We start from the raw sequence: 17622 nt of genomic DNA, 5'->3' as shown, positions 1-17622 counted from the left end.
TTCTTCAGTTTTCAGGTGCCAAAACTGCCGGCCAGCGTTGACAGGATCAGGTTCCAGCCATCTACCAGCACAAACAGCATGAGTTTAAACGGCAACGATACAATCATGGGTGACAGCATCATCATCCCCATCGCCATCAGCACCGATGCCACAACCAGATCGATGATCAAAAACGGCAGGAAAAGCATAAAACCAATCTGGAACGCGGTTTTCAGTTCAGAGGTAATGAAAGCCGGGATCAGCACCGTCATTGGTACTTCCTGTGGATCCGTCGCTGTTGAACCAGACATATCAACGAACGTTTCCAGATCTTTCACCCGAGTCTGCTTGAGCATGAACTGACGCAGCGGATCCTGAGCCGCCGTCAGCGCCTCCCGAGCCGTCATTTCTTCATTGATGTACGGCTGAACCGCCTTGGTATTGATCTCATCCAGCACCGGTGACATCACGAAAAAGGTCATAAACAGCGCGATCCCGATGATCACCTGATTGGATGGCGTCTGCTGCAAACCCAATGCCTGACGAAGAATCGACATCACCACCACAATCCGGGTAAATGACGTCATCAGAATCACAATGGCCGGCAGGAAACCCAGCGCGGTCATCAGCGCCAGAATTTGCAGGGTCACAGAATAGTCTTCGCTGCCGTCCGGGTTCACCGAAACAGAAAAAGCCGGAATGCCACCGCCACCTTTGGTTGTCAGAAGTGTCGCAGCGCCTTTATCACTTTTCATTTCACTGACAGTGACACTGCTGCTGGCGACCTTACCAAGGCCGCCTTCTTCACTTTGTGCCTGCGCCAGCCCGGACATCAGCAGACACAGCAAACCTGCAATCCAGGGCAGTAATTTCAGTCGGTGTATCATTGTTTTTTCAACAGCTTACTGAGTTGCTGAGCAAATTCCCCATTGCCTGTACGCGTTTCAACAGGCAACGGTTTATCCAGTTTGGTCAGCATAGAGATATTTTGAGGAGTCACGCCGATGAGTAATTGCTCTTCACCGACCTGAACCAGCACAATCCGCTCACGCTGGCCCACGACCACCTGGCGGATCACCTGCAAGCCATTATCGCCGCCGGTCACACCAGGCAATTTCATCCGACGCAGAAGCCAGGCCAGGAAAACAATCAGCACCAGAACCAACAGCAGCGATCCAAACGTCGCGCCCATATCAATTTCCGGTGCCGCAGCAAAAACGGGTGACCCCAACGCTGCCAGCGCAGTGGCCAGGATGATTTTCTTTCCCTTCATGCCCTTACCGCAGCTTCTTAATACGTTCAGTCTGGCTGATCACATCAGTCAAGCGGATACCGAACTTGTCGTTCACCACAACCACTTCACCGTGAGCGATCAGCGTGCCGTTCACCAGCACATCCAGCGACTCACCCGCCACGCGGTCAAGCTCGACGACCGAGCCTTGGTTGAGCTGCAGCAGGTTACGGATACTAATTTTGGTGCGGCCGACTTCCATCGAAATCGTCACCGGGATATCCATAATCGTATCCAGACGACGGCGTTCATCGTCTGAAATTGGCGTACTCTCGTCTTTCAGCTCTTCCAGGGGTGCTGCTTCAACCGAGCCATCAATGGTCTGCTCCGCAAGAGCAGACGCCCAATCGTCAGCAACTTGTTGATCTTTTTCTGACATAAATCACCTGTATTAATCGTCAATCGGGTCTGTGACGGAGAATGTCGGACTCAGCTCATCCCCATCCAGGAATGCCAAATCTGTCTTCACCGTATCGGGCCGCTTCAATTTTTCTGTTATCTTCATCGCAATATGATCGCCGGATTTGCCCATTTTACCGCGGTATGTCGGCAGATCCTCAACAAAGAGCGTGGCCGACTCAGGCATTTCCACCGGGATCACATCACCACTGCGCAGTTCCATCAGATCGCGCAGCGTCAGGTCAATATCCAACAGCTTGGCACGCAAATTAATCTCGACGTCCATCACTTCGTCGCGCAGTGCTTTGCTCCAGCGGACATCGGTATCCATCTTGTCACTTTGGACACCGGCATCCAGCAGTTCGCGGATAGGTTCCACCATGGAATATGGCATCACCACATGAAAATCACCGCCGCCACCATCGATCTCAATGTGGAACGAGCTGACGACAATGACTTCAGTCGGACTAACAATGTTTGCCATGGTCGGGTTCACTTCAGAGTCGAGATACTCAAACTCCACCCCCATGACCGGCGACCAAGCCTCACGGTAATCTTCAAAAACCAGCTTCAGCAGCATCTGAACGATACGGCGCTCCGTGGGTGTAAATTCACGGCCTTCAATCTTGGCATGGAACCGGCCATCCCCCCCGAAGAAGTTTTCGACCAGAATAAACACCAGCCGGGCTTCCATGGTAATCAATGCCGTCCCTTTCAGCGGACGGAAACGCACCATGTTCAGACTGGTCGGTACGTACAGCGTGTTCTGGTATTCACCGAACTTCAGCATCTGTACGCCATTAATGGAGACTTCTGCGGTCTTACGCAGCATGTTAAACAGGCTGATCCGCATATGACGGGCAAAGCGCTCGTTGATCAGCTCAAGCGTTGGCATCCGACCGCGGACAATGCGGTCCTGAGATGAAAAGTCGAACGAAATAACCCCAGGGCCTTCCTGCTGTTTGGGTTGCTCATCGTCTACATCATCGACGCCATGCAGCAGCGCATCAATTTCGTCTTGGGTAAGTAAATCAGTCACAAGAAACCTATTGCATTACGAAGCCGGTAAACAGAACCTGTTCGATGACAGGATTGCCAGACACTTTCACCAGTGCTGACTGTACAGATTGCAGCGCCTGCAAACGCAGTTCAAGACGACCGCTGGGTGAACGTAACTGCTCAACACTGGCCGCCCCGAATGATTGAAGCAAAGTACTCTCAACCAACGGAATGTGCTGGCGTGCCAGGGTATCATTCTCGTCTCCCCGCACCATCAGCTGAACCTTCACCTGAACCAGACGTTGCTGAGTATCCCCGGTCACGTTGAAAATAAAGGGATTTGGCAAAATCACGTAATAAGCAGGCTCTGGCTTTCCAGCCGCTTTCGCAACATCGGCACTGGTCATATCGTCTGACAACGCATTATCCGACAGGAAATACCATGCAGCCCCGCCGCCCAGAAGTACGGGAATCAAAGCCAGTAATAATAAAATAAGGCGCTTTTTGCTGTTTGTGATTGTTGTCGCTTCTTCAGCCATAATTCCGTGACCTAAAGGTAAATTGTCTCTGTAATTGTCTCTGCGATGCGCTGGCCTGAACCTTTTCAGCCTCAGGCATAGTAATCGATGCCGTCGCGTTGTTCACTGACGGTCATGGCAACCGCATTGCCTGTGTCCTCATCAGACTGAAGCGGATCGCTTTGCCCACCGCGTGCCGAACCGTGTTCATCCTGCTGCTGACCGCCCGTATGCTGACCCGCCAGTTGTTGGCCACTATCCTGTTGAACACTGCTCTGCGCCAATTGAATTCCCTGCTGCTGAAGTAATTCACGCAGCCTTGGCATGGCATGCTCAACCAGATCCCGGGTCTGAGCATTCCCGACGTTAAACTGAACCGAGGCCTGATCATTGTTGATGTGCAGTTTAATCTGTAAGCGTCCCAGCTCAGGCGGATCCAGACGAATATCGACCTGCTTGAGATTCTTGCTCATCAACATCTGGACACGTTCTGCCAATTGCTCCCCAGCCATGTCCCGCTGAAGCGGTAAAGGGGGTTGCTGCGTCTGTGCCGCATCACCGCGCTGTAAACCTGCAGCCATCGTCTGTAACGACTGATGTTGCCCGGAAACCGTCGCTGTCTGTGCATCCGACTGCGCGCCATCCAGCTGCAGTCCGGCATCAGCCAGTGCTGCATTCAGCCCTGCCGCCATCCCCGGATTACCGTTGCCAGGCTGATGACCACTGTGCTCACCTTCGGCCATGCCGGCTTCACCGCCTTTCGACGCCGTCAGCCGGGCAATGGCTTCATTCAGCCAGTCGGGTTGAGCTTCACCGTCTGCATGAGCTGAATCCAGCGGTGCAGCGCTCTGAACACCAGCGAATGCTGCCGCCTCCGATGATTTCGCTTTCGAATCTGCCTGTACATTACCTTGCGCCATCAGCATCTGAGCCAGCTTTCCCTGACGGCCAGCCGTCAGCGCATCGGCTTCATCACTCATTTCGGCCTCGCCACCCTGCACACCGGATTGCGATAGCTGCATGGCAGCTCCGCCAACCAGTAAAGCCGCCTCAGCCCCCTCCCCTTCCAGCGCTTCTGCATCCGGTGGCAAATCTTTGCCATCCTTTGCCGTTTGTAATTGCTGGCTGGATGCATTCAGTCTGTCGAGGAGCGCTTCCGCATCCGCCCGAATTTTATCTTCATTGCCTTCAGAGGCCACTTCTGTCTGCTCATCCGAGCCTTTCGTCTCGTCTGAAGACTTCATTTTTTCTTTGCCGTTGACCTCGTTTGCCTGCTCCTGCCGCTTGCCGCTCCCGACCCGAGATTCACTGGCTGGCTGTTGGCGGGATTTCGAAGTCTGGGTCGATGAAGGTTCAATTTTTTGACGCCCACTCTCAGCCTTTTTGTCATGACGGACAGCAGACTCAAGACTGGATGAAAAACCTGGCAGGCCCTGCTCTTCACGGCTATCAGGCTGAGCCGTCTTCCCCGGTCGAAGAGCAGTTCCAGACGAACCAAAATCGACAGCAATGCTACTGGACGGTTTCATATCCACCTTACTTTGACAATTATTTGACGTTCCAAGTCGTCGCGCTAAGGTGAGTCATGCAAAAAACGAACCACTTATTAGAAAGGATGCTCAACAAAATGAATGCTCAACGCATCCGTCGGGCAGACTGTAAGGTGGCAAACTCATCCATCAGTTTTTGCTCCTGTCGGGCTAAACGCTGTTCTCGTTCAGCCCCTTTTTTCTCCAGCAACCATTCGACAGACTTCCGCGCTTTACGGGTTTCTTGCCAGATGTCCGCACACTGCTCAACCTGACGCTCGAATTCTCTGCCTGCTGCAGCCTGCTGAGCCAGCGTTTCATCTAACTGCCCCAGAAACTTATGCAGGTGGCTGAACTGGCTGCCGGTCAGGCCATTCTGCCCTCGCTCCGTGAGCTGCCGGCAATAGTCAAAGCGATACTTTTCAATTTGCTCTCGCTGCAAATAAAAACCATCGAGATCTCGTTTCGCCTGCTCCAGCGCCAGAAAAGCGTTATGTTCCTTTTCTTTTGCCTGCTCAAGAATCAGCTCCAACGCCCGTTCAGACATCATCGCCTCCCGTTGCTTGCGAGCCAGTCATCATCAGGCTCCCAGCGTTGAACGCAGCATATTCACACACATTTCATAAGGAACAGATTCTTTCATCCCTTGCTGTAAATAAGCATCTAACCGGGGTTTCAGTGTAAACGCCTGATCGATGGCCGGATCAGAGCCGGGCTTATAGGCTCCAATGGCCACCAGCTCTTGGTTTTTACGGCAAATGGACAAAATCTGGCGAACCGCTTTCGACATCACCATCTGTTCTTCACTGACAATCGCAGGCATGACCCGACTGACTGAACGTTCCACATCAATGGCCGGATAATGACCGGCATCCGCCATCTCACGAGACAGAACAATGTGGCCATCAAGAATCGCCCGTGAGGCATCCGCAATCGGATCCTGAAGGTCATCCCCTTCCGTCAGCACCGTAAAAAATGCGGTAATCGAGCCCTGATCTTCACCGCCATTGCCCGCACGTTCCACCAGTGCCGGTAATTTAGCAAAGACGGAAGGCGGATAACCTTTGGTGGCGGGTGGTTCGCCAATCGACAGCGCAATTTCCCGTTGTGCCTGGGCAAAACGGGTCAGAGAATCCATCAACAACAAAACATCCAGCCCCTGATCGCGGAAATACTCGGCGACGGTCAGGGCTGTCTGACAACCTTTTAAACGCATCAACGGCGAGGCATCTGCCGGTGCTGCAACAACGACGGAGCGCTGGCGACCTTCTTCGCCCAGGATCTCGTCAATAAATTCTTTCACCTCTCGGCCACGCTCACCGATCAGACCCACGACGACAACCTGAGCCGTCGTGCCTCGGGTCATCATACCCAGCGTGACGGATTTACCCACACCGGAACCGGCAAACAGGCCAATCCGCTGGCCTTTACCAACGGTCAGCAATCCATTGATGGCCTTAAGACCCACATCCAGGGGTTCATGAATCGGTTTACGTGCAAGGGGATTGATCGGCTCAGCATTCAGAGAAGCTCGTGACGCGGTGTAGAGACGGCCTTTACCATCCAGCGGATTGCCCATACCGTCAATCACCCGGCCCAGTAACTCAGGACCGACCGGCAGGCCACCATCATTCATCAATGGGGTCACTTTCGCGCCCGGCATCACGCCCGTCAGCTGTTCACTTGGCATCAGGAAAAGGGTCTCACCACTAAAGCCAACGACTTCGGCTTCAATGTTGCCCTGAATGGCTTCGACCTGGCAGACACTGCCAACCGGTGCTCGGCAACCAATGGCTTCTAAGGTCAGACCAACGACACGAACCAGCCGCCCGGAGGCGACAGGTCGATTGGCCAGCGACTCTGTTTGATAGCTCGCCAGACGTTGTGCCAGGGTCATTCCCCAGACTCCTGTGGTGCCTCATCAGCCGGACGGTTATTCATCCCCAGGAACTGCGACAGCAGATGTCGGATACGGTCTTCCATCCGGTAATCGACACTGGAATCTCCAGCCTCAATCTGAACATCCCCACGAGACAGCCCCGGCTCTGCCAGTAACTGCCAGTGACGGTCTTCCAGCGCCTGCTGGCCGTAAGCCGACTGTACCAGCGCCAGATCTTCCGGGTGTAACTGGAGGGTGAGTTGCTGCGAAGCCAGCGGCAAAGCGGCCACAGCCTCACGGACGGTCGACAGGATGACCTGCGGGTTCGTCTGAACTTCCACCCGGATCAGTTCACGGGTTAAAAGCAGCACCATGTTGACTAACTGGCTCTCGACCTCGTGATCGACCTGCCGTAAAGGCTCAGCCAGTTGATTCACAATGTTCGTCAGGCTGGCAACGTGTGTTTCAATCTCCGCCTGACCGGCGGCCAGCCCTTCTTCATGGCCAGCAGCCAAACCTTCCTGATGACCGGTGGCCACGCCTTCCTGACGGCCCGTTTCAAAACCTTCGGCATGTCCGGCTGCCCGGCCCTCATCCAGTCCTTCTTCATAAGCGGACTGACGAATATCTTCCAGCTCAGCGGCTGTCAGTGGCTGCGGTTCAGGCTCTTCAGTATCCATGACCACTGGCCGCCAGCTGGGATCATAATTCAGCGCATTATCCGCCGGAGCTTGTTCAGCTTCGGTATAATCCGGATACGCCCAGCGTTCCAGTTCTTCAGCCTGATGACCACTCAAACGCACAAAGCCGCGACGGCGTTCCATCGTCATTCTGTTTCCCCAACTGAATTAGAGATACTCATCCTGACCACCGCCACCATTTAGCAACAGCTCACCGGCTTCAGCTAAACGACGGGCAATCGACAGAATTTCTTTCTGTGCCGCTTCCACGTCAGACACACGAATCGGTCCCATGGCTTCCAGATCGTCCATCAGCAAATCAGCAGCACGCTTGGACATGTTGCGCATGATCTTCTCACGCAGCATATCGTCGGCACCTTTGAGGGCTTTCTGCAACAGTTCCTGCGGCACTTCGCGCAGCAGACTCTGGATACCCCGGTCGTCCACCTCGGCAAGGTTTTCGAACACGAACATCAGATCTTCGATCTGAACCGCCATTTCCTCGTCGTTCTCGCGGATTTGCTCCATCAGCAAACCTTCGATGTTGTTGTCGAGGTAGTTCATGATATCGGCTGCAGCCTTCATGCCGCCAATCTTCGCGGCCTGAGCACCAGCCTGACCGGCAAACTGTTTCTCCATGATATCGTTCAGCTCGTGCAGTGCCGCAGGCTGAACTTCTTCCAGGTTGGCAATCCGCATCATCAGATCCAGACGAACCCGCTCCGGGAACTGAGACAGAATCTCTGCCGATTGCTCCGGGTCCAGGTAAGACAGAACGATTGTCTGGATCTGCGGGTGTTCGTTGAGAATGATACTGGCCACCTGGCGTGGATCCATCCATTTCAGTGAATCCAGACCCCGGGAGCCGCTGCCCATCAGGATCTGATCGACCAGGTTGTTCGCCTTATCTTCACCCAGGGCCGCAATCAGGGTATTGCGGACAAAGTCCGCACTGCCCATCCCAATGCTGGTGTATTTCTGAATATCGGTCAGGAACTGACGGTGAACAGCCGAAGCTTTTTCCGTGCTCAGTTCCTTCATGCTGGCCATGGCACCACCCACCCGCTGAACCTGTTTCGGTTCCAGATGGCGGATAATCGAAGCAGCATCCTGCTCATTCAGGCTGAGCAGTAATATTGCCGCTTTTTCCGTGCCACTGAGACTCTCAATGTCAAAGGGCTTCTCTTCAGTAGTCGCGACTTCATTTGCCATCTTCGTATACCCAGTTCTTCACTACCATCGCCGCCAGATCCGGCTCATTCGCTACCAGTGCACGCACGGCTTTCAGCAAGTCATCATCTTTGTGCAGATTTGGCAGCTCCAGATTACTGTTCGTCAGGTCAATGCCCTCAACGCCATCCAGATCAGCGCCAATCAGCTCATCGCCGTCTGCGAGAATTGGCATACCATTTTCATCCAGTGGCGTACCATCGGCAGCCTGATTCGGATACAGCAGCTTGCGCATCGCAGGTCGCACCAGAATGAGCAGAATCGCAACAATCACCAGCGCAGCCGCCAACCAGCGAACCCAGGTATTGAAATTCGGATGTTCCCAGATTGGCATGTCGACCACACGCTCTTGCTCTTGCGTGGCAAACGGGACGGAAATCACTTCAAGCATATCGCCTCGGCCTTCCAGGAAGCCGACACCGCCCATCAACAGACGACGGATTTTCGCCAGTTCCGCTTCGGTCACAGGAATTCGGGTCACTTCACCCGTTTCCGGATTCACCTGTGGCTTATAGTTCACGGCCACAGAAACCGTCTGACGACTAATCGTGCCAGTTTGCGAACGTTTGTGACGAATCGTGGTATCCAGCTCGAAATTTCGCGTGGCTTCACGGTGGACAGAGCCATCGCCGCCCTTCCCGGTTTGCAGATCGATCACATCCTGCGGAATCGACGAATCCTGCGGCGGCTGGTTACTCAGCGCCCCCGGAATCCCGGCGACAGCACGTCCATTGTTGTAATCTTCCAGCGTGTATTCACTTCGGGTTGACGGTGTATTCGGGTCAAAACGCTTCTGGGTTTCTTCCTGCGCGCTGAAATCCATTGAGACATCAACCTGCGAGGTATAGTTGCCCAGACCGAGTACAGGGATCAGAATTGCATCAATCTTTTCACGCAGTGCCTGTTCCTGTTTCCGCTCCAGCTCGTATTCTTTGCGGCGCGCCGTGGCTGCCGGGTCTTCGGTGCCTGAACTCAGCAGACGACCATGTTGATCGGTCACGGTCACACGGCTAGGCTTCAGGCCCGGCACCGCGGTCGATACCATATCAACAATCGAATCCACTTCCTGCTGTCCCAGCGTACCGCCGGTACTCAGGGTTAAGAAAACACTGGCGGTGGCTTCCTGATTATGGCGAACAAAAACGCTCTGTTTCGGCATCGCCAGCAAGACCTGTGCTTTGCGCACCTGGCTGATTTGTTCAATCGCCCGCGCAAGCTGACGCTCACGGCTAAGCTTCAGGCGCTCTTGTTCCAGACGCTGAGAAACACCAAAGCCCATATCCTGCAGCAGGATGTCGTCTCCTTCTGCAGTCGGATTGTTCAGCCCGGCACGGGTCAGCTCTAATTTCATCGCCCCGTACTGATCCGCTGGGACACGAATGGTATTGCCATCTAGCTGATATTCGATCTTCTTCTGGTCAAAATGGTCCAGGATCGGAATCAACTCTTCCGTGGAAAAATTTCCTAATGGCCGCATTTCCGGCTCTTTCAGCCAGGCCACCACCAGTACAATCAAGGCAACACAAATCGCCACCGACAGCACCAAAATCACCTGACGCAGCAAATCAAGATTGCCCAGCATGCTGTCAACACGCGTGGCACTCTTTTCTTCAAGATCCGGATTTTGCAGCTCCAGATCGCTATCGGAAACGATCGGGGCTGGTGCATTACCCGCTACGGCGAGTTCGTTGGATGTTTGTTCCGACACTCACTTAATTCCTGAATTAAACCGGCATGTTCATCAGTTCTTTATAAGCTTCAACCAGCTTATTTCGAACCTGAACCGTTGCTTCAAAGGCTACACTGGATTTGTTTCTGGCGATCATCACGTCAGACAGCGAAACGCTGCGATCGCCCTGATCAAAACGGCTGCTCAGTTCACTGGACGTCTTTTGCAGACCGTTCACATTCTGGATGGCGTCTTGCAGGGCAGCACCAAAATCGGCACTCACCTGCGCGCCGGTCGCCGGACGGGAGGTATTCGTCGCCTCCATTTTCAATGCCTGCATTTCTGACAGAAATCCGTTGACTTTCATTTGTTATCTCCGTGCTACTTTTTGACGATTGAATAGCCATCGCGCTTTAAAAGATAAAGTTGTGCAAGCTTAACGCCAAAAATATGAAATTAATCTGTTATTTCATCTTTTATGGTCAAACTGGGATCTCGATTCCGGCGTCTCTCATCTTGGCCAATTTGTACCGTAAGGTACGCGGACTGATGCCTAAACGCTCGGCTACTTCTTTGCGTTTTCCTTCACAGGCCTGAATCGCATCGAGAATAATCGCGAACTCCTGTTCACGCAGCTCACTGCCCAATCCTTCTGAACTCACACCGGCGGGAACCGGAATAAACTGAGGCTCGCTGGCAGTCGGTGCGACCGGCACTGCGGTCGTAACTGCCTGCTGCAATCCTTGCGCGTCCATCCAGTCCAGCCCCTCCAGCAGAATGTGTTCTCCGCCGATTTCAGCCTCTCCTGCCAGAATCAGGGCGCGCTGCACCACATTGTCCAGCTCACGGACATTGCCAGGCCAGTTGTACTGTAACAGTCGGTGTTGTGCCTCTTTCGAGAAAACAGGCGCAGGTAATCCCTGTTTCTGGCAATGTCGCTCAGCCAGATGGCTGGCCAGCGGCAAAATATCTCCCGGACGTTCCGCCAGTGCCGGCCAAACAAGTGGAAACACATTTAAGCGGTAGTAAAGGTCTTCCCGGAAATTTCCTTCCGCCACATACTGCTTCAGATCGCGGTTACTGGTTGCCAGCACACGCACATCCAGTTTGATGCTCTTGCGGCTCCCTAACCTTTCCACTTCACGTTCCTGCAGCACACGCAATAACTTCGCCTGCAGGTTCAGATCCATTTCGCTGATTTCGTCCAGCAAAATGGTGCCCCCCTGTGCCTGTTCGAACTTGCCTGGACAGGCTTGAACCGCACCGGTAAAGGCCCCTTTCTCATAGCCGAACAAGGTCGCTTCAAGCATATTGTCAGGAATCGCGGCACAGTTAATGGCGATAAATGGGCCATCGCATCGTGTCGAGTGCTGATGAATGTAGCGGGACATCACTTCTTTCCCGGAACCACTCGGCCCCAGCACCATGACACTGGCATCTGTCTGGGCTACACGCTCAGCCAGCGCCAGTAACTTCAGGCTTTTTTCATCCGCCACCACGGCATGGCTGCTTTCCGCTTTCACCGGTGCATAGCGGCTGACCATATTCAGCAGGACTTCCGGTGCAAATGGCTTCGCCATATAATCAATGGCACCATCTTTCATGGCTGCAACGGCATCTTCAATATTGGCATACGCCGTCATCAGCAAAACCGGCAGTTTAGGCCAGTGCTGCTTGATATTGCGTAACAGGCCCAGCCCATCCATTCCAGCCATCTGAACATCGGATACAACAATATCGACCTTATCCGACTTCAGCAGCAACAGCGCCTGCTCCGCACTTTCTGCTTCCAGCCATTGATAACCGGCGAGTGCCAGTGTGTCGACCAGGGCCTCGCGCAGTCCTTCGTCATCCTCAACGATCAGTACCCGGCTTGTCATCGCCCTTCTCCTGTTACTGTCAGTTCATGATTATCAGGCTCTGTGTATGCAGCCATCGGTAGACTCAGCGTGAATGTGGCACCGTCTCCCGGTATGGAAAACAGAGAGAGGCCACCGTTGTGCGCCTTTGCGACCATTTGAACCACCGCCAGTCCAAGGCCAGTCCCCTGCTGTCGGGTGGTGAAAAAAGGTTCAAAGACTTTCTGTTGCATTTCAGGCTCGATCCCCGGTCCGTTATCCTTCACACTCAGGTGGATCGTGTCATCCTCGCAGAGAACCGACAGGCTGACGGTACACTGCTTGCCTGACATCTGAATCGCATTGGTGATCAGGTTGCCAATCGCACTGGCCAGCGCGTTGACATTCCCCAGAATACAAGGGCTTTCATCATCACATTCAATGGAAAAATCCACCTGGCTCGCCACCACCTGTGCTTCAATCATGGCATCCAGTTCATTGAACAGATTTTCCAGCGTAAAAGCCGCAACGACTTTGTTATCGCCGCCTTTGGCAAACAGCAGCATGTCGTTGACCTGTTTTTCCAGGTCACGCAGCCGGTCCATCAACTTGCTCTGGAACCTGTCCCGTGTCTGGGGGGTCAGTTGCGGTGAAGATAAGTTGGCGGCATACAGCATCGCACTGGACAAGGGCGTCCGAACCTGATGCGCCAGTGACGCGACCATTCGCCCCAGTGACGATAGACGCTGCATTTCACTGAACCGGGACTGGAGCAGACGGGTTTCCGTCATATCCGTAATCACAATCAACTGCCCGCTGTCTGATGCTGAAATCGCCAGTTTCACTTTACGGCCACTGCGTAAAGAGATTTCATGACCATCATCTTCCTGCGGTGCGAATGCACGCTGGATGACAGCCACCCAGCGCTCTCCTGCCAGCGGCTCTCCTAACAGGCGGACAGCTTCGGGGTTGGCTTCACATACTTTTCCCATCCCATCGAGCAAGATCACGCCTGTCGGCATCACTTCAAGAACTTGCTTGTAACGACTGACCTGCTGACTGAGGTTTCCCAGCGGGGAGACTGATTGTCCTTCTTCCACCTTGACACCTTTTGACACGATTCCCTAACTGATAAGAACCAAGCATGTTTTATGCCAAAAATAACCACATAAAATCAATGCGTTAACCGACAGAAATAAAAAAGAGCGATGTCATAAATTTGACACCGCTCCTCTGACAGGGCAATAAAATGACAAACTCAGCCCTGGCGGCAATTAAGCATTGTTCACTTCTTTAGTCGAAATATTGTACTTGCGCATTTTTTCCACCAGCGTTGTTCGCCGCATACCCAGCATGTCTGCTGCTCTAGCCACCACACCGGCCTGTGCTTCCAGCGCCTGACGAATCATATCCACTTCAAGTTCGGCCAGCATTTCCTTAAGGTTCAATCCTTCAGGCGGTAAATCGCTGAAGCCAAAATTCTCATCCGATTCCTGATAGCCACTGGAAAAGACGTCTGCCAGTAAGGCACGCTCTTCATCTTCAACCGACATGGTGCGCTCTTCCGGACGGAAATCAGGCAGCTCACAGTAACGATATTTCACCGGCAAGTGATTCACATCGACCATCTCCCCCGGATAGAGAATCATCAGACGCTCAACCAGATTCGCCAGTTCCCGCACATTGCCCGGCCAGTCGTGTTCCATCAGAGAAGTGATCGCCCTTGGCGTGAAATGAACCGGCTTCGCGCCTTCAGCTTCCATTCGGGTCAGTAATTCCTGCAGCAGCAACGGGATATCTTCCAGACGCTCACGCAATGACGGCGTTTCAATCGGGAATACATTCAACCGGTAATACAGATCTTCGCGGAACTGATTTTCAGCAATCATTTGATCCAAGTTGCGATGTGTCGCGGCGATGATCCGGACATTCGCTTTAATCGACTGATTCCCGCCAACACGCTCAAAACAGCGCTCCTGGATCACCCGTAATAGCTTAACCTGCATCGGCATGGGCATGTCGCCAATTTCATCCAGAAAGAGCGTACCGCCTTCAGCCAGTTCAAAGCGGCCTTTTCGGGCAGAAATCGCCCCGGTAAACGCCCCTTTTTCGTGACCAAACAACTCGCTTTCCAGTAGATCCGGCGGGATCGCGCCACAGTTCACTGGCACAAATGGCCCTTTTCCACGGCAGGAATGGTAGTGAATATTCCGGGCAACGACTTCTTTGCCCGTGCCGGACTCACCCAGGATCAGCACATTCGCATCTGTTCCGGCCACCTGTTCAATCAGATGACGGACCTGGCTGATACTTTCGCTGCGTCCGACCATGCTGCGGAAAAGGGTATTTTTACGCGCCAGTTGCGGCACCTGGAAACTGTGTTTACCTTGAAATTCCTGGCAGTGACGCAGTGCATCCATGAGCTGTGTGTAATGCAGCGGATGCGCCAGCACACCAACAAAATTTGGCATACCGGAAACCGCTTTTTCAAGCTCGGGCATGGTCAGTACAGGGATTTGATACCGCTGACGCAGTTGTTCCAGCACCTGATTCTGTTTCTTCACAGAATGGATATGACCGATTAAGCAGGCACCCCAGGGTTGATCCCACAGTGTATTGTCAGCTTCATCGGTGGATATCGCTTCATGCTGCTCACCGACAAAGTTGAGGATCACGCTGAGATCGTGGCGGTGCTGCGGGTCGTCATCAATGACGAGGGTTTTCGCTAAACCTTGCATAGAAGTGATACTTGCCTGTCTTTATCTATTCTTATGGCGTATTCGAACGGAACAGCAACCAACGATTAATTGCTGTCCATTGTAATAAAAGAACAGGACTTGGCAACCGGGCACAGTGAAAAGCTGTGAGCCCAGTGCCACGGAATGTACTGCGTTACGCAATTTATTGGCTATGCTTCTCTAAATTGCGTTTTGAGGTGAGAACGTTTACGCGGGAGTAATAAACGTATTAATACTCCATCTGTGTAATATTGTGATACTCAGGAGGAATTTGATCCCAGGCAGATTTAATTTCCCTCAACATCTCGATCACTTCGTCAACATGCGTGCTGTCGTTGCTCTGGTTCGCTGTGGTGATTTTTTCAATCATGTATAAATACAGTGAATCCAGATTCTTTGCGACCTCGCCACCGTCTTCAAAAGACAGGCAGCCACGCAGACTGATCACGATATCCAACGCCTTGCCCAGGCGCTCACCTTTGATGGAGATTGAACCCTGTTCCATCGCCGCTTTGCCTTGAATTAAGCGCTCTACGGCACCAGACATCAGCATTTGAATCACGCGATGCGGCGATGCAGATGTTAACTGACTGTCTACGGAGACTCGCTTATAAGCCTGTAGATTTCCTCTCATGACCATGATGTTACCTTAGCGAAATTGATTATATGTCTGCACCGAACGTTGTCCGTGCTGCAACCGTTTCAATTGATTTGCCGACAATTCACGTCGTTCGCGTAATTTTGCCAGCAAATCTGAAGTTCTGTTGATGGCTTCCTGCCAACTCTCTTTGTCCAACAACTCCGGAATCGCCTTCAGATCGTTCAGCACTGTCTGGCGATCCGCCAGCAGCTGATGCAGCTGCTCCACATCAATGTCTGAGCCATCATTAATCAGCTGATTCAATTGCTGATCAATGTCGGCCAGGGTTTGCATCATCTTGACTGACATTGCCTTCCCTCCCGTTCTCTGCCGTTACATTTGCGGCATCATACTCATCATTGAACCCAGTTGGCTTTGCATCTGCCCCATGGCATGATCCATTGCCGCAAACTGGTCATGGGTGCGCTGATAGACACTTTCCATCCGGCGGTCCAGGTCACGCTCTTCAGTATTGAGCTTCAATACCTGCTCGTTAATACTTTTCTCACGGTTCGAAATACTGCCGGTTGCCCCAGTATAGGCGTGCAGCAGATCTTCGATACGGCGGGAAAATCCTTTTCGACTGCCAAAAAACTCGCCAACGTCGGCAAAATTCCGGTTCAGTTGCTTATCCAACTTATCGTAGTCGATTTCCAGATGACCACTCATTGAGGTTGTGATTCCCAATTCGCTGAGTGTCTGGATACTGGCCGGACCATCTTCCAGTGGTGTACTGAAAGCATTTCGCAGCTGCTGAATCGATGAACGCAGCATACTGTCACCCACCAGTGGTCCTTTATCCTGTGTGCCCGGGTCAAATTTCCCAAGCTCCATCGCCGTGTCGTAAAACTGATTATAGGCATTCACGAAACGTTCAATCTGAGCACCGGCTCTGTCCCGGTCATAACCCACTTCAATCACCGCCTGAGGCTTTTCACTCTCAGCCGACAGTTGTTTCAGATCCATATCCAAGCCTGGAATGGCATCTTTCAGGGTGTTGGTCTCGCTGCTCACTTCAGCCAAACCATCAATCAATACTTTTGCATCAGCTGCGGCCTGCATTTCAAGCATCGGGCTGGCCGGCTGGCTGCTGTCAAAAGCAAACTGTTGCAATGGACTGCCAGGTGCTGCATCGACCATGACTTTCAGCGGATTATGCTCGCCGGTTTTGTCTGAGGTCAGCACCAGGCGCGCGCCATTACTGTCTTGAATCACTGATGCCAATACCCCTTGATTATCGGGATGGCGGTTGATTTGCCGCACGACATCCAGCAGCTTGCTTTCATTGCTGTCAATGGAAACGTCAAAAGACTGACCGCCCACAGACAGTGTCATTTTTCCGGCACCGAGTGCCACTTTGTCATCGACAGCCAGCGAGGCAATCTTGTGCGCGGTCGCCAGTTGTTTGACTTCAACCGTATAACGTCCCGGCTGGGCTTCATGGCTGGCGCGAACCGAAACCATGTCCTGGTTGTCAGATGATGCCGTACGCGCAGATAAAGCTTTGTCCTGACGGAATTCCGCCATCAGGCTTTTCATACCATCCAGAGCGCCTTTTAAACGACCGTAAGCACTCAGCTCGACATTTGCCTGATCACGACGCTGATTGATACGCTCTTCTTTTGGCGCCCGTTCAGCAGCGACGATCTTGTCGACCATGGTATTGATATCCAAGCCGGAAGCCGTACCCATTGCGCCAATATTCATCTAAACCTCAACCTGTAACCGTTAGACTTTTGTCGTCAGAAGGCCAGTCGTATACGAGGCGATCTGACGGGATAAAACCAGCATGTCTTCATCAGGGATCTGGCGAACCACCTCACCGCTTTCTTTTTCATACACGGTGACAACCTGACGTCCGGATTCTTCGTCGATACGGAATGCCAGGCCTTTGTTCATTGAGCCAATAAAATCTTCAATACTTTCCACCAGCTTTTCCAATTGCTGGCGCTGTAGCTGACGATGTTCTTCCAGCTTTGCAGTTTGCTCCACGCGTCTGACATCACTGGGTGAGGATGCGTTTGTTGCGCTTGGGCTCTGGGCCTGAACCGTCAAAGAATTATCTTGCGACTGACCTGTAGAAGGTTTTGCAACATCCGTGCCAACAGTAGATTTAGTGCCTGATGAAGAAAAGCGGGAGAGAAATGAAGGGTTTAATACAGATTTAACGTCCATGGTCTGATACCTTCTTGATCGAAAAAAGCGGCAAGGGCTTGCCCCTGCCGCTTCATTG

At 52.7% G+C, this 17622-nt stretch carries 19 protein-coding genes; all 19 read right to left on the bottom strand.

Translation table 11 applies throughout. The features are described from left to right. Nucleotides 1–11: 11 nt before the first annotated feature. Nucleotides 12–866 (bottom strand): flagellar type III secretion system pore protein FliP, encoded by an 855-nt coding sequence (gene fliP, locus EA58_RS02275; protein WP_036748490.1) that lies wholly within the window; start codon nt 864–866, stop codon nt 12–14. Beyond that, nucleotides 863–1252 (bottom strand): flagellar biosynthetic protein FliO, encoded by a 390-nt coding sequence (gene fliO, locus EA58_RS02270; protein ID WP_036748488.1) that lies wholly within the window; start codon nt 1250–1252, stop codon nt 863–865. Before fliO ends, fliP begins: the two co-directional genes overlap by 4 nt. A gap of 4 nt (nt 1253–1256) precedes the next feature. Then, a complete protein-coding gene (fliN, locus tag EA58_RS02265; RefSeq protein ID WP_036748486.1) occupies nt 1257–1649 on the bottom strand; it encodes a flagellar motor switch protein FliN in 393 nt (130 codons plus the stop codon). A gap of 12 nt (nt 1650–1661) precedes the next feature. Then, complete coding sequence (gene fliM / locus EA58_RS02260; RefSeq protein ID WP_036748483.1) at nt 1662–2708, bottom strand: flagellar motor switch protein FliM; 1047 nt, start codon at nt 2706–2708, stop codon at nt 1662–1664. A 7-nt stretch (nt 2709–2715) separates the two neighbouring features. Beyond that, nucleotides 2716–3207 (bottom strand): flagellar basal body-associated protein FliL, encoded by a 492-nt coding sequence (fliL, locus tag EA58_RS02255; RefSeq protein WP_036748480.1) that lies wholly within the window; start codon nt 3205–3207, stop codon nt 2716–2718. Between the two features lie 71 nt (nt 3208–3278). After that, a complete protein-coding gene (locus tag EA58_RS20785; RefSeq protein ID WP_051641849.1) occupies nt 3279–4715 on the bottom strand; it encodes a flagellar hook-length control protein FliK in 1437 nt (478 codons plus the stop codon). A 106-nt stretch (nt 4716–4821) separates the two neighbouring features. Beyond that, nucleotides 4822–5262 (bottom strand): flagellar export protein FliJ, encoded by a 441-nt coding sequence (gene fliJ, locus EA58_RS02245; RefSeq protein WP_036748478.1) that lies wholly within the window; start codon nt 5260–5262, stop codon nt 4822–4824. A gap of 33 nt (nt 5263–5295) precedes the next feature. Next, complete coding sequence (gene fliI / locus EA58_RS02240; RefSeq protein WP_036748476.1) at nt 5296–6612, bottom strand: flagellar protein export ATPase FliI; 1317 nt, start codon at nt 6610–6612, stop codon at nt 5296–5298. Then, complete coding sequence (gene fliH, locus EA58_RS02235; protein ID WP_036748474.1) at nt 6609–7424, bottom strand: flagellar assembly protein FliH; 816 nt, start codon at nt 7422–7424, stop codon at nt 6609–6611. Before fliH ends, fliI begins: the two co-directional genes overlap by 4 nt. 18 nt (nt 7425–7442) lie before the next feature. Further along, entirely contained in the window at nt 7443–8486 is a 1044-nt protein-coding gene (gene fliG / locus EA58_RS02230) for a flagellar motor switch protein FliG (RefSeq protein ID WP_036748471.1), read from the bottom strand. Continuing rightward, entirely contained in the window at nt 8476–10212 is a 1737-nt protein-coding gene (fliF, locus tag EA58_RS02225; RefSeq protein WP_036748469.1) for a flagellar basal-body MS-ring/collar protein FliF, read from the bottom strand. Before fliF ends, fliG begins: the two co-directional genes overlap by 11 nt. A gap of 16 nt (nt 10213–10228) precedes the next feature. Continuing rightward, nucleotides 10229–10540, bottom strand: a complete 312-nt coding sequence (gene fliE, locus EA58_RS02220; RefSeq protein ID WP_036748467.1) for a flagellar hook-basal body complex protein FliE — start codon at nt 10538–10540, stop codon at nt 10229–10231. A gap of 115 nt (nt 10541–10655) precedes the next feature. Next, nucleotides 10656–12053 (bottom strand): sigma-54-dependent transcriptional regulator, encoded by a 1398-nt coding sequence (locus EA58_RS02215; RefSeq protein ID WP_036748464.1) that lies wholly within the window; start codon nt 12051–12053, stop codon nt 10656–10658. Continuing rightward, nucleotides 12050–13111, bottom strand: a complete 1062-nt coding sequence (locus EA58_RS02210) for a sensor histidine kinase (RefSeq protein ID WP_036748868.1) — start codon at nt 13109–13111, stop codon at nt 12050–12052. Before EA58_RS02210 ends, EA58_RS02215 begins: the two co-directional genes overlap by 4 nt. Before the next feature lie 174 nt (nt 13112–13285). Beyond that, entirely contained in the window at nt 13286–14749 is a 1464-nt protein-coding gene (locus EA58_RS02205; RefSeq protein WP_036748462.1) for a sigma-54 dependent transcriptional regulator, read from the bottom strand. 229 nt (nt 14750–14978) lie between these two features. Next, a complete protein-coding gene (fliS, locus tag EA58_RS02200; protein ID WP_036748865.1) occupies nt 14979–15383 on the bottom strand; it encodes a flagellar export chaperone FliS in 405 nt (134 codons plus the stop codon). Nucleotides 15384–15398: 15 nt separating this feature from the next. Continuing rightward, nucleotides 15399–15698, bottom strand: coding sequence for a flagellar rod protein FlaI (locus EA58_RS02195; RefSeq protein WP_235199529.1), 300 nt, complete (start codon nt 15696–15698; stop codon nt 15399–15401). Between the two features lie 24 nt (nt 15699–15722). Further along, entirely contained in the window at nt 15723–17096 is a 1374-nt protein-coding gene (gene fliD, locus EA58_RS02190; RefSeq protein WP_036748460.1) for a flagellar filament capping protein FliD, read from the bottom strand. Between the two features lie 21 nt (nt 17097–17117). Next, on the bottom strand, nt 17118–17564 hold the full coding sequence (locus tag EA58_RS02185) for a flagellar protein FlaG (protein ID WP_036748457.1): 447 nt from the start codon (nt 17562–17564) through the stop codon (nt 17118–17120). Nucleotides 17565–17622: the final 58 nt, after the last annotated feature.

The organism is Photobacterium galatheae, from assembly GCF_000695255.1.
Classification (GTDB): Bacteria; Pseudomonadota; Gammaproteobacteria; order Enterobacterales; family Vibrionaceae; genus Photobacterium; species Photobacterium galatheae.
Note: the sequence above shows the minus strand (reverse complement) of the source record. Positions and strands in the feature narration are given on the sequence as shown.